The sequence below is a fragment of the Nocardiopsis sinuspersici genome, from assembly GCF_001998325.1.
Taxonomy (GTDB): domain Bacteria; phylum Actinomycetota; class Actinomycetes; order Streptosporangiales; family Streptosporangiaceae; genus Nocardiopsis; species Nocardiopsis sinuspersici.
This window is the reverse complement of the sequence record NZ_MCOK01000001.1, coordinates 2340133-2365361: the sequence shown is the minus strand read 5'-3', so window position 1 is coordinate 2365361 and position 25229 is coordinate 2340133. Positions and strand designations below refer to the sequence as shown.

Annotated in this window: 21 protein-coding genes; 7 read left to right on the top strand and 14 right to left on the bottom strand. The window is 71.4% G+C overall.

Going from position 1 to position 25229, the window contains the following annotated elements; genetic code table 11:
• Positions 1–3: 3 nt before the first annotated feature.
• The 5 genes from NOSIN_RS10205 to NOSIN_RS10185 all read right to left on the bottom strand — a co-directional run bounded on the left by NOSIN_RS10205 (position 4) and on the right by NOSIN_RS10185 (position 4699).
• Positions 4–306 (bottom strand): hypothetical protein, encoded by a 303-nt coding sequence (locus tag NOSIN_RS10205; RefSeq protein ID WP_077690503.1) that lies wholly within the window; start codon positions 304–306, stop codon positions 4–6.
• 318 nt (positions 307–624) lie between these two features.
• Positions 625–1251: a LysE family translocator gene (locus NOSIN_RS10200; protein ID WP_077690502.1), complete on the bottom strand. Its 627-nt coding sequence runs from the start codon at positions 1249–1251 to the stop codon at positions 625–627.
• 352 nt (positions 1252–1603) lie between these two features.
• On the bottom strand, positions 1604–2551 hold the full coding sequence (locus NOSIN_RS10195; RefSeq protein WP_077690501.1) for an MSMEG_6728 family protein: 948 nt from the start codon (positions 2549–2551) through the stop codon (positions 1604–1606).
• Between the two features lie 474 nt (positions 2552–3025).
• On the bottom strand, positions 3026–3664 hold the full coding sequence (gene dhaL, locus NOSIN_RS10190) for a dihydroxyacetone kinase subunit DhaL (protein WP_077690500.1): 639 nt from the start codon (positions 3662–3664) through the stop codon (positions 3026–3028).
• A 36-nt stretch (positions 3665–3700) separates the two neighbouring features.
• Positions 3701–4699 carry a dihydroxyacetone kinase subunit DhaK gene (locus tag NOSIN_RS10185; RefSeq protein WP_077693526.1) on the bottom strand — a complete coding sequence of 333 codons (999 nt, stop codon included), beginning with the start codon at positions 4697–4699 and terminating at the stop codon, positions 3701–3703.
• Positions 4700–4900: 201 nt separating this feature from the next.
• Between NOSIN_RS10185 and pdxA the strand changes: the two genes are divergently transcribed.
• Positions 4901–5923: a 4-hydroxythreonine-4-phosphate dehydrogenase PdxA gene (gene pdxA / locus NOSIN_RS10180; protein WP_077690499.1), complete on the top strand. Its 1023-nt coding sequence runs from the start codon at positions 4901–4903 to the stop codon at positions 5921–5923.
• Between the two features lie 80 nt (positions 5924–6003).
• On the opposite strand, the gene NOSIN_RS10175 is transcribed toward pdxA, so the two are convergent.
• Entirely contained in the window at positions 6004–6624 is a 621-nt protein-coding gene (locus tag NOSIN_RS10175) for an FMN reductase (RefSeq protein ID WP_077690498.1), read from the bottom strand.
• Positions 6625–7085: 461 nt separating this feature from the next.
• On the opposite strand from NOSIN_RS10175, the gene NOSIN_RS10170 reads away from it, so the two are divergent.
• From NOSIN_RS10170 to NOSIN_RS10145, 6 genes are all read left to right on the top strand, one after another.
• Entirely contained in the window at positions 7086–8861 is a 1776-nt protein-coding gene (locus NOSIN_RS10170) for a glycoside hydrolase family 6 protein (RefSeq protein ID WP_077690497.1), read from the top strand.
• 445 nt (positions 8862–9306) lie between these two features.
• Positions 9307–11988: a glycoside hydrolase family 48 protein gene (locus tag NOSIN_RS10165; RefSeq protein WP_077690496.1), complete on the top strand. Its 2682-nt coding sequence runs from the start codon at positions 9307–9309 to the stop codon at positions 11986–11988.
• Positions 11989–12059: 71 nt separating this feature from the next.
• Positions 12060–13523, top strand: coding sequence for an endo-1,4-beta-xylanase (locus tag NOSIN_RS10160; protein WP_077690495.1), 1464 nt, complete (start codon positions 12060–12062; stop codon positions 13521–13523).
• A gap of 206 nt (positions 13524–13729) precedes the next feature.
• Complete coding sequence (locus NOSIN_RS10155) at positions 13730–15091, top strand: cellulase family glycosylhydrolase (RefSeq protein ID WP_077690494.1); 1362 nt, start codon at positions 13730–13732, stop codon at positions 15089–15091.
• 135 nt (positions 15092–15226) lie between these two features.
• A complete protein-coding gene (locus NOSIN_RS10150; RefSeq protein ID WP_077690493.1) occupies positions 15227–16288 on the top strand; it encodes a lytic polysaccharide monooxygenase auxiliary activity family 9 protein in 1062 nt (353 codons plus the stop codon).
• A gap of 119 nt (positions 16289–16407) precedes the next feature.
• Positions 16408–17076, top strand: coding sequence for a maleylpyruvate isomerase family mycothiol-dependent enzyme (locus NOSIN_RS10145; protein ID WP_077690492.1), 669 nt, complete (start codon positions 16408–16410; stop codon positions 17074–17076).
• A 31-nt stretch (positions 17077–17107) separates the two neighbouring features.
• Here the strand turns inward: NOSIN_RS10145 and NOSIN_RS10140 are convergent, their stop codons facing one another.
• The 8 genes from NOSIN_RS10140 to NOSIN_RS10100 all read right to left on the bottom strand — a co-directional run bounded on the left by NOSIN_RS10140 (position 17108) and on the right by NOSIN_RS10100 (position 23675).
• Entirely contained in the window at positions 17108–17701 is a 594-nt protein-coding gene (locus NOSIN_RS10140) for a flavin reductase family protein (RefSeq protein WP_077690491.1), read from the bottom strand.
• A gap of 533 nt (positions 17702–18234) precedes the next feature.
• Positions 18235–18663, bottom strand: coding sequence for a hypothetical protein (locus NOSIN_RS10135; protein WP_077690490.1), 429 nt, complete (start codon positions 18661–18663; stop codon positions 18235–18237).
• Positions 18660–19394 carry a class I SAM-dependent methyltransferase gene (locus NOSIN_RS10130; RefSeq protein WP_077690489.1) on the bottom strand — a complete coding sequence of 245 codons (735 nt, stop codon included), beginning with the start codon at positions 19392–19394 and terminating at the stop codon, positions 18660–18662. Before NOSIN_RS10130 ends, NOSIN_RS10135 begins: the two co-directional genes overlap by 4 nt.
• Before the next feature lie 32 nt (positions 19395–19426).
• The gene (locus NOSIN_RS10125; RefSeq protein ID WP_227014303.1) at positions 19427–20218 is read right to left on the bottom strand and encodes a DUF2071 domain-containing protein; all 792 of its coding nucleotides are present in this window, start codon (positions 20216–20218) and stop codon (positions 19427–19429) included.
• Entirely contained in the window at positions 20215–21138 is a 924-nt protein-coding gene (locus tag NOSIN_RS10120; RefSeq protein ID WP_077690488.1) for a hypothetical protein, read from the bottom strand. The genes NOSIN_RS10125 and NOSIN_RS10120 overlap by 4 nt, the downstream gene beginning before the upstream one ends.
• The gene (locus NOSIN_RS10115) at positions 21135–21539 is read right to left on the bottom strand and encodes a DoxX-like family protein (RefSeq protein WP_170293588.1); all 405 of its coding nucleotides are present in this window, start codon (positions 21537–21539) and stop codon (positions 21135–21137) included. The genes NOSIN_RS10120 and NOSIN_RS10115 overlap by 4 nt, the downstream gene beginning before the upstream one ends.
• A 542-nt stretch (positions 21540–22081) precedes the next feature.
• Complete coding sequence (locus NOSIN_RS10105; protein WP_077690485.1) at positions 22082–22573, bottom strand: hypothetical protein; 492 nt, start codon at positions 22571–22573, stop codon at positions 22082–22084.
• Positions 22574–23222: 649 nt separating this feature from the next.
• On the bottom strand, positions 23223–23675 hold the full coding sequence (locus NOSIN_RS10100; protein ID WP_077690484.1) for a PPC domain-containing DNA-binding protein: 453 nt from the start codon (positions 23673–23675) through the stop codon (positions 23223–23225).
• Positions 23676–25229 lie beyond the last annotated feature (1554 nt).

Sequence of the window (25229 nt, the reverse complement as noted above, 5' to 3'; positions counted from 1 at the left end):
CGCCTACTCCTTCGGCTCATCCCGCGGCTGGTAGAGGGTGTTGAGCCGCGCCCCCGCCAACAGGGCCGCCCCGACCACGATCAACGCGATCGCCCACGACCCCACCGGCGCCATGGCCGTCCCGCACGTACCGGCCAGCATGCCGGGCGGCATCCCTCCCAAGGCGAACCACCCGTGGTAGGTCTCGTCACCGCCGGACGGGGCCCACCAACCCGCCCCGCACGACCCGCCGGGAACCAGCCCGAGGGCCGCTCCACCGGCGATCAGAGCGGCGGCCACCGTGCGGATGATCTGAACGGGGGACATGGATCTCTCCTCAGCGAAGGGGGTTTCCACGTGGGACGCCCCCGCGCACTCCCTGGTTGCCGCCGTCCCGGGAAGGCCTCCCGCCCTCGGCCACACCCGGCGTAGGCGGTGTCACCGGGCGACCGCGGGTCCGACTCGATCGCTGGGATCCCTGCGGTGCGCACGGGCGCCACGGCCCCGGCCGGTCGACCATCCACAAGGGTGTCGGTGCCCGCCCGGGCCGGGTCGGTGAAGGGCTGTTTCGCGGCTTGGCCGGCGCCACACAGCGATCAACGGGCCTCCCGTCGCACGCGCGTTCGACCTCTCGGGCAGGTTCGATCAGGTGAAGAGCGGCAAGGCCATCCAGGCCGCGACTCCGATCAACGATGCAGCGAACAGGTAGTCGATCCATCGACGCGCACGCTCGTTTTGGAACAGCACGGTCAGTGTTCGTCCGCCGAGTACCCACACTGTGAATGCCAGAAGATTGTTGAGTGTGAAAACGAGCGCGATCGCAACCACCTTAGTCGCGTTGTCTTCGGATGGATGCAGGAATTGTGTGAACATCGCGGCGATGATGTAATAGGCTTTCGGGTTCAGTAGCAGTACCATCGCACCTGCCCAGAATCCGATGTTCTTTTCCTTTTTGGGTTCGAGGTCTCCCTTGGGTTCTGCGCTGGTTCGCGCGGCGCGGATGAAACCGAGCGCGAGCCACAGTATGTAGATGCCGCCGGCCGCGCTGAGTATTCTGGTGAACTCCGGGTGCTCAAAGGCCGTTGCTCCTATTCCGAATCCGATGAGCACGGTGACACCGAAGGTCGCGGCGTGGTATCCGGCAAGAGCCGGAACGGTCGCGCGCGTTCCGTTGGATGCGCCGACCGCCGCGAAGAACGCGTTGCCCGGTCCCGGGCTGTATGCGAGTGGGAGCAAAAACACCAGCAGTCCGATGAGTGTTTCCAGCCTCATGGGCGAAGGGGTTGAATCGAAAGACGCATGAGGTAATCATCGCGGTGTCGGCGCGCACGGTGCTGGCAGAAATCGGACATCGTGTTCCTCGGTGGCGCTCAGCAACGGACGCGCACGGCCTCCGTGAGGAGTCCGCCCGGGAAGGGAGCCACCTCGCGTCCTTCCCGAGCCTCCTTCGTCCTGCCCTCCGCATCTGGAGTACGAGGACCACGCGGGTGGTCTCGCCTGCGGGCGGTGGCGGAGCACCACGGGATCCACCAGTGCTTGAGCCGGGCGGCGGCCCGCGCCCCTGGGAAGCGGAGCTCAGGGGAGGAGGTCCCCGGCCCTTCAGCGAACCCTTCCTACATACCGTCTAGGCCCCGGCCGGGGGCAGCAGGCGCAGTACCAGCGGGGCCGAGCGCGGCTCGGGCAGTTCGGCGCCGTCGAGGACGACCAGCTCGGCCGAGGACGGCACGGGCACCTCCGTTCCGCTCCCCGGGGCGATCCGGCGGAACCGGAACTCCGGCTCGCCGGCTTCCTGGCGCATCGCCGCTCCGTCCTCGGGCCCGGGCTGCCGTGCGGTCGACCGGCTGGTCCGCCCGACCGCCTCCGAGGGGCCCGGGTCGGCACAGCCCCGCGGCCTGGGCGGCGGACGCCCGGGTACCAGCCACAGCGTCTCGCCGGGCGTGCACAGTCCGGCGAGCAGCCCGGGCACGGTGTCGCCCGGTCCGGTGAGCCGCAGCGACGCGCTGCGGCCGCCGGCCAGCCGCTCCAGGGCGGCCGCCTGCTCGCTCGGCGGAGCGTCGGCCTCCAACAGCTTCACGGCCTCCCCGAGCGGCATCGCCTCGGTGGTGCCGCGCCGCAGCGGCCACCGGGGGAAGACCGGGCGGGGCCAGACGTAGGGCAGGCCGCCGGGCGCTTCGGGGAACAGCGGTCCGTAGTGGGCCGGGTCCTTGTACACCAGGGCCGAGCGGTGCGATACGTGCAGCGCACCGTCCCCCAGCCACGGCGGGAGCAGGTCGCGCTCCCACAGTTCCTCCTCCTCGGGGACGCGGCCCCCGGTGAAGGCCAGCAGCGAGGGCAGCACCGAGTCGGCGTGCCCGCGGCGGCGCCACTCACGGCACACCGCGACCCCGTAACCCACCAGCGCGGGCACGAAGCCGCGCCACATCGCCACGGCGGGGTGGCGCTTCCAGCCGTACGCGGGCCACACCAGGGCCCGCAGTATCTGCATGGTCTCCACCCGCTGCTTGCCCAGCCTGCGGTCGTCCAGTGCCCGTGCGCACTCGGCGAACGCGGGATGGGGCAGGAAGGTCTGCATCGTCCCCCCGTCCGACCCGCGGCGTCCTCGCCGGTCAGGCCTGTCGTGCGTCCGCTACCCGTCCGCTGCCGGTGTCACCCCTCCGCCGGGTCCGCCCTCCTCCTCGGACCGACCTTCGAGGGATCGCGTTCAGCGCGAAACGGCCTCCTCCAGGCTGAAGGGCTCGGTCACGTAGCCGGCCCGCGACTCCTGAGGCCAGGCGAGCCGCCGAGCAGCCGTCAGCAGTCAACGGTGACGTCGCCTACGGCGGCCGGGACCTCCTCGACGTAGACGGGGACGCGGCCCCGACCTGGAAGAACCTCGGTAGCAGCGCGAACCCGGGCCGGGCGGCCCCCCGGCCTTGTCACCTACGGGTCCGCGGTCATCGCCGCCGGCTTCCACCGCACCACGAAACCGGTTCCGGAACCCGTCCCCCGGCCGCCGGCAACGAGCAGAGCCTGCTGTGCGGAGTCCGCGCACCGGGCACCGCGCGCCTCAGGCGGTGGCCGACTCCACCGCCGCACGGTAGAACAGGGCGATGGTCACGGCGCCGGGGTCCGGGCTGCCCAGGGCCGACTCGCCCACGTAGCTGGTGCGCCCCCGGCGGCCCAGGAGTTCGCTGGTGCCCTCGGCGCCCACGCGCGCGGCCTCCGCGGCGGACCGCAGCCCCTCCACCAGGCCGGAACCGTCGCCGACCGCCTTGTTCAGAGCCACCGAGGCCGGGGCGATGGCGTCGACCATGGTGCGGTCCCCGACCTCGGCCGAACCCAGCCGCGCCACGGTCGCCCACCCGTTCTCGGTGGCCTCGGCCAGCATCGCCAGGGTGAGGGCCCCGGCGTCGGCGCCCACCTTGCCGAAGTCGCGGAACCACATCCCGAACAACGGGCCGCTGGTACCGCCGCTGTGGGCGAGGAAGGTCTCGCCCGTCACCTGGAAGGGGACGCCGACCGTGGTCGCCTCGACGCCCGCCATGGCCCGCCGTGCGCGGCGCAGCGCGGTGACCATGTTGGTCCCGAAGTCGCCGTCGCCGCTACGGCGGTCCAGGTCGGTGAGGTACTCGCCCGACTCCTCCACCGTGTCGACGAAGCCGTGGACCCACCGCTCGACGTGGGAGGGACTGAGCTGCTCTGCCATGGCCGGTACTCCTGTGCGGAACGTGGTGGACGGGACTTACCAGGTGAGGGCCGGGGTGGCGGCCGGGGCGTCCCACAGGTCCAGGACCTCCTCGTCGGCGCGCACCAGGGTGACCGAGCAGCCCGCCATGTCGAGGGAGGTGACGTAGGAGCCCACGAGCGTGCGCGCGATGTCGATCCCGGCGCCCCCGAGGAAGCGCCGCACCTCGCCGAACACGCCGTACAGCTCCAGGTCGTGGGTGGCGCCCAGGCCGTTGACGATGGCGATCACCCGCTCGCCGCGCTCCAACCCCAGAGCCTTCACCAGCGGTGACACCATCTGGGGGACGAGTTCGCCCGTGGGGCCGAACGCGCGCCGCTCCCGGGCCCGCTCGCCGTGGATGCCCACGCCGAACTCGATCTCGTCTCCGGGCAGTTCGAAGGAGGGGCTCGACTGCCCGGGGTGGGCGCCCGCGGCCAGTGCCACGGACAGGGTACGGCTGTGAGCGGCGACCCTGCGTCCGAGCGCGGTCAGCGCCTCCAGGTCGGCGCCGCGCTCGGCCGCGGCGCCGCAGACCTTCTCCACGGCCACGACCGCCGCCGTGCCGCGCCGCCCGGGACCGCCGGAGTCGCCGGTGTCGGTGGCCAGGTCGTCGTCGACCAGGACGATGTCGCTGCGCACTCCCTCGTCCGCCAGGAGCTCGCCCGCGATACGGAAGTTGAGCACGTCGCCGGTGTAGTTCTTGACCACGTGCACCACGCCCCGGCCGGTGTCCGCGGCCATGGACGCGTCCCTGATCTGCACGGCGGTGGGGGAGGCGAAGACGGCTCCGGGCACGGCGGCGTCGAGCATGCCGGTGCCCACGAAGCCCACGTGCAGGGGTTCGTGGCCCGAGCCGCCGCCGGAGACGACCGCGACCTTGTCGGCGGCCGGGCGGGCACGGGCGACGTAGGCCGGCTCGTCGTTGAGGCGCACGTGGTGCGGCCAGGCCGCGGCGAAGCCCTCCAGCGCCTCGGAGACGATGTCGCCCGGCTCGTTGATGAACTGTCTTCTCACGGGCACGCTCCGCGGTCCGGCGACGGTGTTCGGCGATCCGTACATAGCCGTGGTCCGCGCCCTCCAAACGTCCCGGGGAGTACCGCCTCCGACATCCCGCTGCCGGGCGTGGCCGCGCCGGTACTGGGAAGGAGGTTCCCACGGTCCGTGCGTGAGACGGTTCACGGCGGGCCGTGCGGATCCCGAGCCGAGGAAGAGAACATGACCGAACGCCCGATCCTGGCCATCACCGTCGGAGACCCGGTCGGTATCGGTCCGGAGATCACCGTGCACACCCTCGCCGAGGCCGGCGCCACCGCCCCGGCCCGCGGGGTGGTCGTCGCCGACCCCGCCGTGCTGCGCCGCGCGGTCGGCGTCCGGGGTCTGGACGCCGAGGTGCGCGCCACCACGACCTGGGACCTGCCCCCCGAACAGGAGGGGGTGATCGACTGCTTCGACATCGGCGAGCTCGGCGACACCGAACTGGAGTGGGGGAGGGTCGACGCGCGGGCGGGGGCCGCCGCGGTCCGCGCGATCGAGGTCGCCGCGCGGGCCGCCATGGAGCGGCACGTCGACGGGATCGTCACCGGGCCCATCAACAAGGAGGCCGTCTGGGCCGCGGGCAGCCGCCACCTGGGCCACACCGAGATGCTGGGCGAGCTGACCGGCGTCACCCGGCAGAACACCATGTTCGTGGTGCGCGGCAGGAAGATCTTCTTCGCCACCCGCCACGTCTCGCTGCGCGGGGCCCTGGACATGATCGACGAGGAGCAGCAGGTGGGGGCCATCACCGAGGCGCTCACCGCGCTGCGCGTGTTCGGCCACGACGAGCCGACCCTGGCGGTGGCGGCGATCAACCCGCACGGCGGGGAGAACGGCGCCTTCGGTGACGAGGAGATCCGCCACCTGGCGCCGGCGGTGGAGCGGGTGCGCGCCTCGGGCGCGGACGTGGTCGGGCCGGTTCCGGCGGACTCGGTCTTCCACCGCCTGCTGACCGGCCACTACGACGGGGTGCTGTCCCAGTACCACGACCAGGGCCACATCGCGGCCAAGACCTTCGACTTCGACGGGACGATCTCGGTGACGGTGGGCCTGCCGATCCTGCGCACGTCGGTGGACCACGGCACGGCCTTCGACATCGCGGGCGGGGGAGTGGCCGACCACGGCACCATGCGCTCGGCCTTCCTGCACGGAGCCGACCTCGCCCGCTTCGCCGACCGCCTCCGCGCCGAGTACGGGAGCTGACGGAGCAGGAGCCGGCGGGTCGGACCCGCCGAGAACGACGTCCCCCGCGCGCCGCGCGCACGGGGGACGGAGAACGTGTGTCAGCCGCCCAGGCCCGACATCAGGTCGGCGAAGGGGGTGGGCTCCTCGTAGGGGTCGCCGGCTCCGGGGACGCGCTCGTCCACCAGCATCGCCAGCTGGCGTCCGGCGCGGTCGATACGCGCGGAGAGTTCGCGGCCGCCGCCCTCGCCCGCGCCCCAGTCCTCCGACGCCGCATACACGCCGGTGGGCGCGACCACCGAGCGGGTGTGGGCGAACATCGGCCGCAGGGCGTGCTCCAGCACCAGCGAGTGGCGCGGGGTGCCGCCGGTCGCGCCGATCAGCACCGGCCTGCCGTCCAGGTCCTCGGGGTCGACCACGTCGAAGAACGACTTGAACAGGCCGCTGTAGGAGGCGTTGAACACCGGGGTGACGGCGATGACCGCGTCGGCGCGGGAGAGGTCCTCCAGGACCGGGCGCAGCTCACCGGTGGGCACACGGGTGGTCATCGCGTTGACGATGTCGTGCGCCACCTCGCGCAGCTCCACGGTGCGGATCTCCACATCCTCCCCGCGCTCCTCCAGCGAGCGTGCCGCTGCGGCGGTGAGCCGGTCGGCGAGCAGCCGGGTCGAGGACGGCGTGCTCAGTCCCGCCGAGACGGTCACCAGTGTGCGGGTCGCCATCTGTCCCCCTAGAGAAAGCTTCCTGAGAAGTAATTTAAAACTATCCGGTGAACGGGGAGAGGGGCGGGACTATTCCGGGCCCTCCGGGGGCGCGGATCCCCGGTGTGGCGGGGCCCCGCTCCGTAGAGCGCGTGGTGCTTTACGGGGTGTTTACATGAGAACCGGGTGCGGTTACTCTCATGGGAGCGCTCCCGAATGAGCTGGATCACATCCGGAAGCGTGTAAGATCCGCCGGCGCCTTCAGTCCATCCCTCCACGGCACTCCTCCGCCTCTCTTCTGGGAGCGCTCCCAGTCAGACGGAGAATCCCCCCTGTCGCGACCATCCTCTTGGAGGCCGCGTGCCCCGCGCACCGCCATGCCACCCCGCTCCCCCCGGATTCCACACGTCGGTCGGTGACCGCTCCGCGTGTCCCGACACTCTGGCCCTCTGGCACACCCCCCACCATGAGGAAAGCAAGAGATGAGCAGAATCCTGCGTGCACCGGGCAGACGCCCGGGCGCACGGCGCGGCCTGGCCGCGACATCCGCCATGATCGTCGGCACCGCCCTGGCCGTCGCTCTACCCGCCCCCGCCGGCGCCGCCGCCGGCTGTGAGGTCGACTACCGGGTCAACGACTGGGGCTCGGGCTTCACCGCGGCCGTCAACGTCAGGAACCTCGGCGACGCGGTCGACGGCTGGACCCTGGAATGGGACTTCGCCGGTAACCAGCAGGTCACCAACGCCTGGAACGGCACGGTCTCCCAGTCCGGGCAGAGCGTGACGGCCACCGACGCCGGCTACAACGCCGCCATCGCCACCAACGCCAGCGTGGAGTTCGGCTTCCAGGGCACCTACTCGGGCAGCAACGCCGCTCCCACGGAGTTCACCCTCAACGGTGTGGTCTGCGACGGCCTGATTCCTCCCGACCCGGATCCGGAGGACCCGGAAGAGCCCGAGGACCCCGATGACCCGGGTGATCCGGGTGCGGACGGGCGGGTGGACAACCCGTACGTGGGCGCGGACGTGTACGTCAACCCGATCTGGTCGGCCAACGCCGCGGCCGAGCCGGGCGGGGACGCGGTGGCCGACGAGCCCACCGGGGTGTGGCTGGACCGCATCAGCGCCATCGAGGGCAACGACAGCCCCACCACCGGCAGCATGGGGCTGCGCGACCACCTGGACCAGGCCCTGGAACAGGCCAACGGCGAGCCGCTGGTCTTCCAGGTGGTGATCTACAACCTGCCCGGCCGTGACTGCGCCGCCCTGGCCTCCAACGGTGAGCTGGGACCGGAGGAGATCGACCGGTACAAGAACGACTACATCGATCCCATCGCCGACATCCTCGCCGACTACGAGGACACCGAGCTGCGGATCGTGACCACGGTGGAGATCGACTCCCTGCCCAACCTGGTCACCAACGTCTCCCCGCGCGAGACCGCCACCGACAACTGCGACCAGATGCTGGCCAACGGCAACTACGTGGAGGGGGTGGGCTACGCCCTGGCCACCCTGGGCGATGTCGCCAACGTGTACAACTACGTGGACGCGGGCCACCACGGGTGGATCGGCTGGCAGGACAACTTCACCGCCTCGGCGGAGCTGTTCTACGAGGCGGCCAACACCGCCGGGGCCACCCCCGAGGACGTGCACGGCTTCATCGCCAACACCGCGAACTACTCGGCGCTGGTGGAGGAGAACTTCGCGATCGGGGAGACCGTCGCGGGCACCCCGGTGCGCCAGTCCTCGTGGGTGGACTGGAACCAGTTCACCGACGAGCTGTCCTACAGCCAGGCCCTGCGCGAGGAGCTGGTGGGGCTGGGTTTCGAGGACGGGCTGGGCATGCTCATCGACACCTCCCGCAACGGGTGGGGCGGGCCGGACCGCCCGGACGGGCCGGGGCCGACCACGAGTGTGGACGCCTACGTGGACGGGGGCCGCTATGACCGCCGGATCCAGTCGGGCAACTGGTGCAACCAGGCCGGCGCGGGGTTGGGGGAGCGTCCCCAGGCCGCGCCCGAGCCGGGGATCGACGCCTATGTGTGGATGAAGCCGCCGGGTGAGTCGGACGGGTCCAGTGAGGAGATCCCCAACGACGAGGGCAAGGGCTTCGACCGGATGTGCGATCCCACCTATGAGGGCAATCCGCGCAACGGCAACAACCTGAGCGGGGCCCTGCCCAACGCTCCGGTGTCGGGTCACTGGTTCTCCGAGCAGTTCCAGGAGCTCTTGGCCAACGCCCACCCGCCCATCCAGTAGGTCACCGAAGGCCCGAGCGAGGGCCGTGTGGAAGGGGTGCCCGCCCCCACGGCGGGCGGGCACCTCCGCCCCGTGCTGCCCTTCGGGCCCCTCCGGGGCGGTCCGGCCCGCCCCGGTCGCCCCGAAAGTTTCCGGAACTTAACGAGCAGTAACTTGCTGAACACCCGTTGTCTCCACGTGACGTCGGTGTTAATTTCGGCCCACGCGTAATGGGAGCGCTCCCGGAGACGTGCGCGAAAGCGCGCCCTCCGGGCCCACCGAGACGACACGTAAGGCCCGCCCCCGGGCCCTGAGCCCCCGAGTGGCAGCGCCGCCACCGGCTCCCTCCGTACCCCACCCGCACTCCGACCCGGCCGTTCCCCCGACAGCCCCCGCCCCCGGCGACGCCCCCCGGTGTCCACTCGGCGGGGCGGCACGGGAAGGAGAACCCGTCCAAGGAGGACACGTGATCACCCCCCGCCCCGATCCGCTCCGCGCACGCTGGCGCAGATCCTCGTCCGTGCTCTTCGGCGCGGCGCTCGTCGCCGCCCTCCTTCCGGCAAGCCCCGCACAGGCGGCGCCGATCTGTTCGGTCGACTACCAGACCAACGACTGGGGGTCGGGCTTCACCGCCCAGGTCTCGGTCACCAACGAGGCGGACTCCCTCTCCAGCTGGGAGCTGGGCTGGGAATTCTCCGGCAACCAGCAGATCACCAACAGCTGGAGCGCCCAGGTCTCCCAGAGCGGCAGCTCCGTGACCGCACAGGCCCCGCCCTGGTCCTCCGGGCTGGCCAGCGGGCAGACCGCGACGTTCGGCTTCCAGGCCACCTACAGCGGCAGCAACGCCGCCCCCGCCGAGTTCACCCTCAACGGCCTCAGCTGCGCCGGCGGGGACGAGGAGCCCGATCCCGAGACCCCGGCCCTGGCCGTGGACCCCACCTCGGTCAGCCTCGAACCCGGCGGTGAGACCACCTTCGACGTCGCGCTGTCGGCCGCGCCCGAGGGCGACGTACCGGTCAGCGTGGAGCGCTCCTCCGGCAGCGAGGCCCTGTCCGTGGCCTCGGGCGGCTCGCTGACCTTCGGCGAAGCCGACTGGGACACCCCCCAGGAGGTGACCGTCGCCTCCTCCAGCGACGGCTCGGGTGAGCCCGCCCAGGCCGAGTTCACCGTCTCCGCCGAGGGCTATGACCCCGTGGTCGTCACCGCGCGCGAACTGACGGGCGCGGCCAACGAGTACGAGGAGGAGTTCCTCACTCAGTACGAGAAGATCAAGGACCCCGAGAGCGGTTACTTCCGCGAGGTGGACGGACTCCTCGTGCCGTACCACTCGGTGGAGACCCTGATCGTGGAGGCGCCCGACTACGGCCACGCCACCACCTCGGAGGCCTACAGCTACTACCTGTGGCTGGAGGCGACCTACGGCAGGATCACCGGCGACTGGGGACCCTTCAACGACGCCTGGGCGTCCATGGAGGCGTTCATCATCCCGGGCACCGCCGACCAGCCCACGAACGGCTCCTACGACCCGTCCTCACCGGCGACCTACATCCCCGAGTCGACCGACCCGAGCGACTACCCGATGCCGCTGGACCCCGACGCCCAGGCGGGGCAGGACCCGCTCGCCCAGGAGCTGAGCAGCGCCTACGGCACCGACGAGGTCTACGGCATGCACTGGCTGCTGGACGTGGACAACAAGTACGGCTACGGCTTCTGCGGCGACGGCGGCGACGACGTCCCCGCCTACATCAACACCTTCCAGCGCGGCTCCAACGAGTCGGTCTGGGAGACCGTGCCCCACCCGTCCTGCGAGACCTTCGAGCACGGCGGCGAGAACGGGTTCCTCGACCTGTTCACCGACGACGACAACTACTCCCAGCAGTGGCGCTACACCAACGCCCCCGACGCCGACGCGCGCGCCGTCCAGGTGGCCTACCTGGCGCACGAGTGGGCCTCGGAGCAGGGCAACGCGGACGCCATCGCCGCGAACGTCTCCAACGCGGCGAAGATGGGCGACTACCTGCGCTACGCCATGTTCGACAAGTACTTCAAGGAGATCGGCGACTGCGTCGGCGCCCAGTCCTGCTCGCCCGGATCGGGCAAGAACTCCGCGCACTACCTCATGGCCTGGTACTACTCCTGGGGCGGTGCCCTGGAGAGCGCCGAGTACCCCTGGGCCTGGCGCATCGGCGGATCCTCCGCCCACCAGGGCTACCAGAACGTGATGGCGGCCTACGCGCTCTCGGAGACGGAGGCGCTCCAGCCGGAGTCGGCCACCGGAGCCGAGGACTGGGGCAACAGCCTCGACCGGCAGCTGGAGTTCCTCGAGTGGCTCCAGTCCTCCGACGGCGGTATCGCCGGCGGTGCGACCAACAGCTGGGAGGGCACCTACGCCGAGCCGCCCTCGGGCACGTCGACCTTCCACGGCATGTTCTACGACGAGAAGCCCGTCTGGCACGACCCGCCCTCGAACCGCTGGTTCGGGTTCCAGGTCTGGGACATGGAGCGGGTGGCCGAGTACTACCGCGTCACCGGTGACGAGCGTGCCAAGGGAATCCTGGACGACTGGATCCCCTGGGCGATCGAGAACACCACCGTCGGAGAGGACGGCGAGTTCGCCATCCCCGCCGACATGGAGTGGAGCGGCCAGCCCGACACCTGGACGGGTGAGTCCACGGGCAACCCCGACCTGAGCGTCGAGGTCGTCTCGCACGGTCAGGACGTCGGCATCGCCGCGGGCCTGGCCAAGACCCTCATGCACTACTCCGCGGCCACCGGCCACGCCGAGTCCCGCGCGATGGCCGAGGGCCTGCTGGACGCCCTGATGGCGCACCAGGACGGACTGGGTGTGGCCGTCCCCGAGGAGCGCGCCGACTACGAGCGCTTCGACGACCAGTTCGGCGCCCCGGACGGCGGGCTCTACATCCCCGAGGGATGGACCGGCCAGATGCCCAACGGCGACCCGATCAACTCCGACTCCACGTTCCTGTCCATCCGGTCCTTCTACGAGGACGACCCGAACTGGCCCAAGGTCGAGTCCTACCTCAACGGCGGTCCGGTGCCCGAGTTCACCTACCACAGGTTCTGGGCGCAGGTCGACGTGGCCACAGCTCTCGCCACCCACGGCGAGTTGTTCGGCGACGGCTCCTAGCGGGCCGTGGCCGCGGGGGCGGGCGCCTCGTGCGCCCGCCCCCACCCCCTCCATCCGACGAAAGGAAGAACATGGCGTTCACCAAGGGGCGAAGACGGCTCCGGGGCAGGGCCGCCGGCGCGGTCGCCCTCGCCGTCACCCTCGTCACGGGCGGCCTCGCCGCCGCCGCACACGGCCAGGAGAGCACACAGGTTTCGGCCGAGGACGCCGTCCAGGCCCAGGCGGCCACCCTGCGGGACCTGGCCGACCAGCGCGGGCTGCGCATGGGCACCGCGGTCGGCTCACAGCACCTGAGCCAGTCGCAGTACGCGCAGACCGCCGCGTCCGAGTTCAACTCCATCACCCACGAGAACGACCTCAAGTGGGAGACGGTCGAGCCCCAGCGCGGACAGTTCAACTGGACCAACGCCGACCGCATCGTGGACTTCGCCCAGCAGAACGGCCAGATGGTCCACGGCCACACGCTGGTGTGGCACAGCCAGCTGCCGTCCTGGGTGGGGAACGGGAACTTCAGCCGGAGCGAGCTGCTGGACGTCATGGACACCCACATCAGCACCACGGTGGGGCGCTACAGCGACGACATCGCCACCTGGGACGTGGTCAACGAGCCCATCGGGGACAACGCCCAGTTCCGCGACTCGGTCTTCTACCGGACGCTGGGACAGGACTTCATCGCCGAGGCCTTCCGTATGGCCGACCGGGCCGACCCCGACGCCCGCCTGTTCATCAACGACTACAACATCGACGGGATCAACGCCAAGAGCGACGCCTACTACGAACTGGTCAAGGACCTGCTGGCGCAGGGCGTGCCGATCGACGGCATCGGCTTCCAGGGCCACCTCATCTCGGGACAGGTCCCCTCCAGCATCCAGCAGAACATCCAGCGCTTCGTCGACCTGGGCCTGGAGGTGATGATCACCGAACTCGACATCCGCATCCAGATGCCCGCCACCGAGCAGAAGCTGGAGCAGCAGGCCAGGGACTACGAGCAGGTGGTCAACGCCTGCTACGCGGTCAGCGGGTGCTCCGGCGTGATCGTCTGGGGCGTCACCGACGCCTACTCCTGGGTCCCCGACACCTTCGAGGGCCAGGGCGCGGCGCTGCCCATCGACGACAGCTACCAGAAGAAGCCCGCCTACTGGGCGATCCACGAGGCGCTCGGGGGTGAACCCGACCCGGACCCGACCGATCCGCCCACCGAGGACCCCACGGATCCGCCGACCGACCCGCCGAGCGGTGACTGCGAGGCCGACTACACGATCACCAACGAGTGGAACAACGGGTTCCAGGCCGAGGTGACCGTCACCGCCGGAACCAGTCTCACGGGATGGACGGTGACGTGGAGCCTCGGCAGCGGTGAGAGCGTCTCGCACGCCTGGAACGCCTCGGTGAGCAGCAGCGGTTCGAACGTCACCGCGACCGACGCCGGCTACAACGGCACCCTCTCCGCCGGGCAGTCGACCTCGTTCGGCTTCGTCGGCACCCACGGCGGGAGCGTCTCGACACCGCAACCGACCTGCACCAGCGGGTCCTGAACGCGACCGACCACGACCGGCCCCGGCCGAGGAGGAAGTGACACCCAGGGTGCTGACGTGACCGCCCCGGAACAGGCCACGCCTGCACCATGACCGGGCGCCGGGGGAGCGTAGCCGCCTCCCCCGGCGCCCACACACCCGCTGTCACAGGCAGCGGTCCTCTGTAGCCCGACAACGTTGTCATCACTCTCGTCTGGAGTTCCGCGATGGTCAAACGCCTACTGATCGCCCTGGGGTCGGTCCTGGCCCTGGTGGTGTCGCTGTTCGCGTACACGCTGCCCGCCCAAGCAGACACCGGTTTCCAGGTCAGCGACGGTCGCCTGGTCGACGCGGCCGGAAACGACTTCGTCATCCGCGGTGTCAGCCACCCGCACGCCTGGTACACGCAGGAGACCCAGTCGTTCGCGGACATCAAGTCACTGGGGGCCAACGCCGTCCGCGTCGTCCTCAGCAGCGGTGACCGCTGGACGGAGAACGGCGTCGACGACGTGGCGAACGTCGTCGACGAGTGCAAGGCCAACAAGCTGATCTGCCTCCTGGAGGTACACGACACCACCGGCTACGGAGAGCAGGAGGGCGCCGCCACGCTCGACCAGGCCGTGGACTACTGGCTGCGCGTCCAGGACGCGGTCGAGGGCGAGGAGGACCACATCCTCGTCAACATCGGCAACGAGCCCTACGGCAACGACTCCGCGACCAACCAGAACTGGGCCGGCGACACCAGCGCCGCCATCGACCGCCTGCGCGACGCCGGCTTCGACCACACCCTGGTCGTGGACGCGCCCAACTGGGGCCAGGACTGGCAGGGCACGATGCGCGACAACGCCCAGTCGGTCTTCGACTCCGACCCGCACGCCAACACGATGTTCTCCGTGCACATGTACGGCGTCTACGAGCAGGAGTCGACGATCGTCTCCTACATGGAGCACTTCGCCGACGCAGGCCTGCCGCTGCTCGTCGGCGAGTTCGGCCACGACCACTCCGACGGGAACCCCGACGAGGACGCCATCATGGCCCACGCCGAGCGCCTCGGTCTGGGCTACATCGGCTGGTCCTGGAGCGGCAACGGAAGCCCCGTGGAGTACCTGGACATGGTCGAGGGCTTCGACGCCGACCGCCTGACCCCCTGGGGCGAGCGCATCTTCAACGGTCCCGACGGGATCGCCTCGACCGCGGTCGAGGCCCCGGTCTACGGCGGTGGCGGCGAGCCGACCGACCCGCCCACCGAGGACCCCACGGACCCGCCCACCGAGGACCCGACCGACCCGCCGAGCGGTGACTGCGAGGCCGACTACACGGTCACCAACGAGTGGGGCGGCGGGTTCCAGGCCGAGGTGACCGTCACCGCCGGAGCCGACGTCACCGGTTGGACGGTGACGTGGAGCTTCGACAGCGGTGAGAGCGTCTCGCACGCCTGGAACGCCTCGGTGAGCAGCAGCGGCGCGGACGTCACCGCGACCGACGTCGGCTACAACGGCACCCTCTCCGCCGGGCAGTCGACCTCGTTCGGCTTCGTCGGCACCCACGGCGGGAGCGTCTCCACGCCCGAGCTCTCCTGCGCCGCCTGACCCGGCCCGTACGGCCTGATCCGGCCCGTGCCGGTTCGATCCGCCCGGTCTGATCCCCGCTGAGGGAACGGACCCAGACTCCCCGGCCGCACCGACCGGTGCGGCCGGGCTCCCCCACACAGATTGGAGTGGTCCATGAGGTCACGCAACGCCATCGCACTGACCGTGGCGCTCGGCGGACTCGCCGTCAGCACCGCCGTCGTCGCGCTGCCGGGCACGGCCGAGGCCCACGGCGCGTTCACCTACCCGGCCAGCCGTACCTACGCCTGTTTCCAGGACGCCACCGGCGGCAGCTCCGGCGGTGCCCTCCAGCCCACCAACGACGCCTGCGCCGACGCGCTGGCCGAGGGCGGGAACTACCCGTTCTGGAACTGGTTCGGCAACCTCATCAGCAACTCCGACGGCCGCCACCAGGAGTTCGTGGCCGACGGAGAGCTGTGCGGGCCCACCGAGAGCTTCTCGGCCTTCAACGCGGTCCGCGCCGACTGGCCGACCACCCAGCTGGAGCCGGGTGCCACGGTGGAGTTCCACCACAACGCCTGGGCCGCGCACCCGGGTACCTTCTCCACCTACGTCACCGAGGACGGGTTCGACCCCGCCACGGACGCCCTGACCTGGGACTCCCTGGAGCTCATCGACGAGGTGACCAACCCGCCGCTGCGCAGCGGCGGTGTCGAGGGCGCCGAGTACTACTGGGACGTGGACCTGCCCGACAAGCAGGGACAGCACATCATCTACGTGGTGTGGGAGCGCTCCGACAGCCCCGAGGCGTTCTACAACTGCTCGGACGTGGTCTTCGGCGAGGGGTCCGGCGAGCCCGACCCCACGGACCCGCCGGAGGAGCCGACGGACCCGCCGACCGAGGAGCCCACGGACCCGCCGCAGGGCGAGTACTGCACGGCCGAGTACAGCGTCGTCAACGAGTGGTCGACCGGCTTCCAGGCGGAGGTCGAGGTCACCGCGGGCGAGGACGGGGTCGAGGGCTGGATGGTGGACTGGATGTTCGCCAACGGCCAGGAGGTCACCAACTCCTGGAACGCCTCACTCACCAACCACGCGGACCACGACGCCCACATCGAGGCCACCAACACCGCGCACAACGGCACGCTCGCCCCCGGAGAGAGCACCAGCTTCGGGTTCACCGCCACCCACGGGGGCACGAACACCGATCCCCAGGTGGCCTGCCAGGAGTCATAGGACCTGACGTGACTCCTTCCTGACCCCTTCCAGGGACCGTACCCCCCATGCGGGGCCGCACCAGCGGCCCGCGCGGTCCCGGCGCCACGGTACCGAACGCTGTTCGGTACCGTGGCGCCATGAACACAGCGAAGATCTACACCCGCTGCCAGGACCGCATGCTCGGCCTCGCGGACGACCTGAGCGCGGAGCAGCTCTCCACCCCCGTTCCCGCCCTGCCCGCGTGGACCGTCCAGCAGACCTACGCCCATCTGGTCGGGCTCTGCTCGGACGTGGTCGCGGAGCGGTTCGTCCCCCCGGCCGACGACACCGTGACCGCCCGCCAGGTGGCCGAACGCGCCCACCTCGACATCGCCGGGCTCTGCGCGGCCTGGCGCGAGGACACCCCGGCGCTGCTGCGGGTCTTCGCCACCCAGACGCGGGCCCGCTACTCCCTGCCCGCCGTGGACGTGTGGCACCACGAGAACGACGTGCGGGGTGCCCTTGGCATGGAGGCCCAGACCCAGGACGCCGACGAGCTGGCGGCCTTCAACCTCGGCGCGATGAGCCGTGCGTGGTCCCCCGAACTGCCCGGGGTGCGAGTGCTGGCGACCGACACCGGCCAGGAGTGGACCTTCGGGGAGCGGGCCGACCTGGAGTGGTCCGCCACGGCCTTCGAACTGGTCCGGGCGACCACCGGCCGCCGCAGCGCCGCGCAGGTGCGCGCCATGGACTGGAGCGGCGACCCCTCGGCCGTGCTCGACCGCCTGTCGGCGTTCCCGTTCCCGGAGGCCGACCTGAGGGTCTGACCGGTTCCGGGCGGCCGTGCGCCGCCCGGAGTCAGGGCCGGTAGGGGACGCGGTCCAGGGCCTGTACCTCACCCAGCGTGGACCACTCGTTGCGGCCCAGGCGCGCCAGCGGGCGCAGCAGGGCCGCGTCGGGGTGCCCGTCCACCAGCACCGCCTCGTCCACGGCCGCGCGTACCACCCGGCCCAGCACCACGGTGGAGTCGCCCAGCCCCAGCGTCGAGTGCAGCACGCACTCCAGCGCCGCCGGGGAGCCCGCGACCCGGGGCGGGCGCACGTCCGTGCTGGCCTCGCGCCCGATCCCCAGCGCGTCGAACTCGCTCACCTCCGGCGGGTAGGGGGTGCCGCTGGCGTTGACCTGGTCCCACAGCGGCTCCGGGGCCAGGTTCACCACGAACTCGCCGGTGCGCTCCACGTTGCGCAGCGAGTCCTTGCGCCGCACCGAGGTGAACTGCACGATCGGCGGTTCGACGCAGGAGACCGTGAAGAAGGAGTGCGGGGCCAGGTTGTCCACGCCCTCCTCGGACGTGGTGGAGACCCACGCGATCGGGCGCGGTATCACCACGGACGTCATCAACTGGTAGAACGCCCGTCCGGGCAGGTCTTCTGGGGTCCATTCGGTACGCATCGCACCGATTATGCCGTCCTGCGCCGAGCGAACCGTGCACCGAGCGCACCACGGAGCGCCGACACGGCCACCGCCGCGCCACCGGGGCGGCGGAGGGAGGGGAGGGGCCCGGCACGAGAAGGACGGCCAGAAGCGCCGGGCCGGTCCCGGGGCTCAGCTCACGGCCTGCCTGACGAGGGCGGCGATCGTCTCCCCGGCCTTCCCGGCCAGCCCGGTCACGGCGTACACCGCGCGGTCGGACGCCTCCATCCCGGTGATCTTCGACAGCACGTCGAGTTCGGCGGCGGCCTTCGCCGCGACCGCGGCCGGACTCCTTTTTCAGCTCCGCCGCACGCTCCCTCATGGCGGCACGTTCCTGCTCGTGATCGGCGCGCGGTGCTCGCCACGCCGGCCCCGCCGAGGCGCCCGGTGCTTCTCGGCTCCTGATCGACGCCGCGGAACGCGGCGCCGACCGGGCCTGCGCGGACGACCGGCCCGCGTGGCCTCTTCCCACACCGGGCCGGGGATCCGCCCGCACACGACCAGCGGGGAGATCAGCAGGAGGCCGTGTACCAGGCGAGGCCGAAGACTCCGGCCACCCAGGTCCACAGGAGGCAGAACCCGGCGTGGGCGAGGGTGCGCGGCGGATCCCCCCGCCACAGGGCGGGGGAGAAGTACGCGAACTGGAACAGCCACCGAAGGGACCAGAACAGCGTCTCGGCGGCCAGCAGGGCGCGTGCCACACGTCCGCCCGCCAGCAGCTCCGGGGCCAGAAACAGGGGCAGCGCCCCCAGCAGCACACAGACCACGCCGACGAAGAAGAAGTGCGCTCCCGCGACCTGTCGGGGCAGCGGCGCCATCCGGGCGACCTGGGCCGGCCAGTCGATCAGCCGGGGCAGTACCAGGTGGAACACGCCGAGCACCACCAGAACCGCCCCCACCAGCTGCAACTGTCCCTGGACCGAGAACAGCCAGGCGGTCACCGGTCCGGCCCCACCAGGACGAACACCGTGACGAACCCGCCCACGCGCTGTTCGGACGCCCGGCGCAGACCGGCGCCGCGTGCGGCCCGCAGCCACCGCGAACGCGGCATGAAGTGCTGGGCACCGGGCCCGAAGGCCGCGATGTTGGCGGCGTCACGGCAGTGCTCGACCAGGACCAGAGCGCCGCCGGGACGCAGGACCCGCGCCACCTCGCGCAACGCGGCGTCCTGGTCGGCGGCGGCACGCAGCTCGTGCAGGGCGAAGGGGGCGACGACGGTGTCCATCGAGGCGTCCGGGAAGGGCAGCGCGTCCGCCGCGCACGCCACCGATCCGGGTCTGGGGGCGACCCTGCGGCGTGCCCGCCGCAACGACGGCTCCACCACCGGCAGCGCGTCGTACAGGTCGGCGATACTCTGTTCGGACCGGGGGTACAGGGCACCGATCACGGCGCTGGCCTCGTCCAGACCCGAGGAGACCACCAGGTGCCTGCCCGGGTCAGGGGGTCTGCCCGCCCCGGCCAGAGCCGGAGCCAGCCAGGTCCAGGTGTGGAGCGGCGAGCGGTCGTAGACGGCGTGGGAGGCCGCCAGCGACGCCGCGGTCCACCACGCTCCGGCGGCCCCGGCCGTCCACGAGGCCGTACGGGCGGCCCCGCGCAGCCGCCGCCCCGCCAGCGCCCCGCCGACGGCCACGGCGGTGCCCGCCAGGTACAGGGGCCAGTTGTACGCGACCACGTGACGCGCTCCGGAGGGGCGCCGACGACGGTTCACCCCCGCCTCCCCGCCGGTGTCATCAGCACGCCGCGGTGCCATCCGTAGTCCACACCCGACACGTGGAAGGCGTTGGCGAGAACGGGACGGGTCCCCTGGAAGGGCCCGTGGCGAAAGAAGGTCAACCGTTCCACGTCCACCGCCACCGGGCGCGGTTCCCAGCTCGTCCGGAGCGCCTTGACCACCAGCACGTCGCCACCGCGCCCGCCGTGTTCGAAGGTGTAGGGCAGCGGCCCGGCGAAGCGCCGCGCGTCCCGCCCGGTGGCGAACGGGGACCGCGGGGGCAGGGGCGCGGTGGGCCCGCCCAGGGCCGCGCTGACCCTCAGGTCGGCCCGGCCGTCCCCGGAGCGCACCGCGAAGTCCAGCCGGTCACCGACCCTGCGCGTCCCGAGCACGGCGCGCTCGTACCGGTAGCGCGAGAGCACCGCGCCCGCGGCGGCCAGCACCGGACTCGACGTCTGGCTCCGCAGGATGCGCAGCCCTCTCAGGGTGCGCACACCGGTCCCGGTCCTGGAACGGTCCACCGGCAACCGCGCGAAGACGCGGTAGCCGGTCATCACCTGCTCCAACCCCAGCTCGGCGGGGAGGAAAGCCGGGCGCAGGCCCCGCAGCGCCACCGCGGCGACGGCGGCGAACCCGTACTCCCTCCCGTCCTGCGCGCGATAGGTGTCCAGTTCCAGGCCGGGCGTGAGCAGAGGCCGTAGGACCTCCGGGGGGAAGGCGTAGGTGAGCACCAGCGAGTCGGTGAAGTGCGCCCGCATCGGCAGCGGGTGCTCCTGGATCCTCAACGTGCGCCTCCTACGGTCGTGACGTACAGACTTCCCCACAGGGGGCAGCGCTCCTCGGCCGCGCGCACGGTCGCGGCCGCGTCGCCCGCCTCGCCCACGCTGCGCAGGACGGCGGTACCGCCGGGGCGTACCGCCCGGTCGACGGCGGCGCGCAGCCGCCGCCGGTAGGGGAGGCCGGGGCCGTCCAGGACGTTGGACAGGGTCACCGCGTCGTAGCTTCCGGCCGGTACCGACTCCAGGTGCTCGGCGACGTCACCGAGCACGAACCGCACCGTTCCCGGCGGTCCCGGCGGACACGGGCCGTCCGTCCGCGGCTCCGGCGTCCGTCCGGCCAGGAGCCCCGCGAGCAGGGGGTTGTCGGTGTTGGGGTGGCGGGAGACGACGCGGGCGACGCGGGTCCGCAGCCGGGTGTCGAAACGGGCCGGAACGACGTGGCGGAACCCCGGGGCCAGGGCTGCGGCGAGCACCCCGGCCGGCCTGAGCGCCGTCCCCATGAGCAGGCGCAGTCCAGGGCCGTCGAGGCGGGTGCGCCACCAGTGGGACTGCACGCGCGGGTCGTCCAGGTCGAGGAACTCGTGCAGGGCGGGGCCGCGCCACCGGGGAAGGACGGCGGCGGCGCGGCGTGCCGCCGCGAGCATCAGTTCGGCGCTCCCTGCGACGGCGGGCGCACCGTCGTCGACGCGGGCGCGTGCGTAGGCGAGCTGCACCGGGTTGACGTCGATCGCGGTCACGTCGTGTCCGGCGCGGGCCAGGGCCGCGGCGGTGTCTCCGGCCGAGGCGACGCACAGCACCCGGGCGGGTACGGCGGGGAAGGCCCGCTCCTCCACGCGCGGATCCTCGTACATGCGGCCGAACAGCAGCCGGGGTCCGCGTCCCGGCAGGGTCAGGATGCGTCCGGCGGCCCAGGGGTTGCGGGTCATCTGCGGGCCCCGGCGTGCCGTTCGGCGACGACCCAGGCCAGCGCGACGACCGCCAGGTTGGCGGTCAGCATCCTCCCGGGTTCGTCGATGGTGCCGGGGGAGACCAGCAGCCCGCCGAGGTTGAAGACCCCGATGAGCGCCGTCTGGACGGCCGCCGCCGTGTACGGCCACCGCCCGGACAGCACCCACAGGCCGATCAGGGCCTCCGCGAGACCGATCCCCACCAGGACCGGAGAGACCAGGAGATCGGGCAACAGCGGCAGGTCCGCGATGATCGCCCTGTGGTCGGCGCGTCCCGGCCAGACCTTGCACCACAGGCCCTCGTAGAACCAGACCAGGGAGACAGCCGCCGCCGGGGCGAGCGCTCGCGCGGTCCTTGGGGGGAAGGACATGTCGCTCATACAACCACCCGTCCCACGCATGCCGCGTTCGGGGTCTTCCTCACGGGTGGCGCGGACCTCATGGGCGAGCATCCCCCGGGGGACCGGAGCCACGGGTCCGTAGCCGGTCTGGCCGCCGGTGCCGCGGTACCGGTCCGGCGGCGCCGTAGACGGTCCGGCCCGCCGGACCGTCACGTCTCACCGGGCCGCCCACGTCAGAGGCGCCACCACCGGCAACGGCGAGGAGACCACCGTGGACGCCCGTCCGCACCTCTTCGACGACCCGGTCGCGGCCGAGCTCCCGAAGCACGTCGTCTCGGTGAGCGAGGCCGTCACGGACTCGGTGCTGCCGCCCGTGGCACAGGCACCGGTGAAGATCCGCGCCGGCCGGATCAACGGCCGCGGCTTCCGCACCGACACGCACGCAAGGACGCCGTGCACGCCGGGGAGGTCCCGGTGCGCCTCAACCTGGTCGCGGTTGACCGCGGTTCCCAACGGAGGGGGAGGAGCCCCGGTGGCGGAGGAGGCCCACCTCCGCCACCGGGGCGTTCACCGCTCACACGTCAGCCGCAGTTGCCCCACGTCGTGCGGGTCCCCTGCGACGTGCTGCCGTCGGTCGTGTCGATGGACCCGTGGAATCGGACGCACCGGCCGGCGGCCGACCGGGACACGGCCGCGTAGTGGCCGTAGTTGCCGCGGTCGGTGTAGGCGTCGCCCTCCGGCGGGTTGTAGAGGTACAGGATCGCCGTCGTCAGCGTGGACGTGCCGTGCGCGTGCGACTTCAGGGTCACGACGCAGTTCTCCTGGTAGGTGTTGCTCCACAGCAGGTAGACGGTGCCCGTCTGCGCCCCGTTCCAGCCGCTGCCGCTCCACCGGCGGATCGGCCGGCTGTCCAGGGTGGTGTAGGAGCCGCTCGCCCATCCGCACCCGCCGGAGGACCGTGCGGCGTCGCCGAGCGTGTGCGCCGAGGCGGCGGCGGGGGAGAGGAGGAGGGCAGCCGACGCGATCGCCATGGCGACGGCGGCGTTCTTGATCGTACGCGTGAATCTGGCCAATGGGGGTGTCCGATTCATGATGGGAGGAATCCCGGTTTCCCCGCCGCGCCGTTCGGGGCATGGTGGCGGATTCCCGTACGGGGAATGGTCGCGGCCGGTCGCCGGGATTGCTCGTGGGGGAACAGGGAGGGTGAGGGCCGCTTCGCGTACCCCGCCCCGATGCCACCAGTCGGCGAGACGGTGATGCCTCGCAGCGGGTACTTTACCGTGCCCGCGGAGCGGGGCGACCTCCGATGTCAGGGCGCCGAGGCCCTCTGATACCCGGATATCTCCTGTCCGATAAATCGTTTACCAGAGGTCCCTTTTTGTCGAGGTCGGACCCGTCCTGACGGCGTGCGCCCGTGACCTGCGTATCCGACGCGGAAAGCATGAGGTGACCAGTGATGAATGGCTTGCTGCCAGAGGCGCCGGGTATTCCGTGCCTCTCTTCGCCGAATGTTTGACCGGTGCTTTTTCTGGTGTACGGCCCGAGGCCGACCCCTCCGGTTCCGGTGCGCGGCCCAGACCCCTGGCCCGTACCACCCCTCAGGGACCCAAGGGCCCACAGCGCCGGGCGGGAAGCGGTTCACACCCATGGTGTCCGTGTGGACCCGCCGGAGACCCGTGGCGTGCCCCGCGTTCCACGGAACCGGGTCCATGGAACGCGGACTCAGGACGGGGTGGAGTCGTCCGCGGAGATGAGGGCCAGCCCCGTCTGGGGGTCCACCTTCTTGCGCAGGTGGGCGGGCGTCTCGGTGAGGACGACCTCCATGGTCGGGAACACGCGCAGCTCCTTCAGGTGCCCGGCCAGGGCGGTGGAGTCCGCGCGCCCCAGGACGATGTGCGCGTGCAGGGCGGCCTTGCCCTGGTTGTCGGCGATGTCGCCGATACAGGAGGCGATCTCCAACTGCTCGTCGAAGCCGGTGTACCGGTACTCGCTGGTGTCGCGGTCGAAGTAGCCGAGGGTGACGTGGCTGGCGGCGCCGATGGCGGTCAGGCTCGCGGCGGTGATGCCGTTGGCTTCGGCGAAACCGGTGATCTGCTCGAACGCCTCGTCGCCCTTGTCCATGACGAGCAGGAACGTGCGCAGCCCGTTCCCCTCCAGCAACCGTGTGGACTTCATCGGTGCCCCCTCCATGGTCCTGACACCGGTCAGGAGAGGACCGGTGTGCGCGGAGCGATGTCGTCGGCCTTCCGGGCCGCCCGGGACGTGTGCCGTGTCCGAGGCGCCGGCGGCCGTCCTGGGCACCTGCCCATCGATCAGCGGGGATACACCACCAGTGGACGCGGGCGAACGCCGGCGCGCTACCCGCTGGAGGAGTAGCGGGTCGTCAACATGGACTTTCGGCCGGTGGACCTGTCCTCGCACCGCCTGGTGGACGTCACCACCGACCGCTGCCGGTTCAGGGCGGCGAAGCCGTCTCGTAGACGTCCGCTCGCCGGTGTGGGGAGCTCGATGAGCCGGCCGGCCTGGTGAGGGCCTGGCCGGACGCGCGTCGCTGAGAGCCCCGTCCCCACCTCGGCGCAGTGCCACAGAGCGGTACCGCCCCGCATCTTCGAGGACACTCTGGAGCAGTCGGCGGCGGTGCCGGTCCCGGCTGCTCGACGGACCCACGGCATGGCGGCCCGCATGGCCGACGACGCCCGTCCACACCCTGCCCGGATTCCGGGCTGCCACGACGACGAGATCCCGCCGCGTCGGAATCGGCCTCTCCCGCAGTTCCCCGCGCGCTGCTTCGGGGATGCCCCCGTCGGGATCGGAGAGAAAACCTCCGGAGAGGACCGACTCGCCCTTGCGTGGCTCGACGTCCCTTTCGTGGAGGACTTGACGACCGAAGAGCCAGGATGGCCAGGCCGAGGATCAGCAGTGCGGGGACGGTCGCCAGGTTCCGTTCGGCATGCGGCGGGCCTGCCCTGACAGATCGGCAAAAGGACTTCCCGGAAACCGGTGCTCGTGTGTGCGCGTTTTCCTGGTGCGCCGAAAACAGCTCACGGAGTTTCTGTCTCGGCCGGGATGGCTTCGAGGAAGGCGGGCGGACCGCGGTCGCGCCCGGCATGCGGGCCGCCTGTCGCGATGGGGCGGGCCGTGCCGAAACGGTCGCGGACACGGGTGCCGCCCCGGCGCGGGGCCGGTGCTGCGGTGAGCGTGTATACGCCCTCGGGGGGCTGACTTTCGGCCCGGCGTGAACCCATATTTGGTGGTCGTCGAATAAAGATCGTTCGTGTGTTCAAATGCGCTTGGCCGGGTGCGGTGGGTTTGTGTGGTGCCCGTGTTGCTGGTGGCATTAATCGTGGTTTTGGTCTGTATTTATATCTCTGGGGTTTGTGGGCTGCTGCGGGAATTTGGTAACTTCCTTGCGGCCGGAGCGGGACGTGGACGTCTCGCCCGGATTCTTTTTCGGTCATAGATGGAATGTGTAGGCACCACCCGTAATGCGTCGTTCCCTGTCCCGTGCGACGGCGGCTTGCGCGGCTTACGCCCTGGTCCTTTCGCTGGGGGCGGCCGCTCCCGCCACGGCCGTTGAGGAGGAGGCTCCCTCCGTCACCGACGGCACGGCCGTCTCCGGTGGGCGCGGCGCCTCGGGGGAGCGAAGCGGTGCACCGGGCAGGTACGCCTCGGCCGCTGGGGGACCCCGCGACCAGGCAGGGTCCGACGGCGCCTCCGCCGTCGACGGTC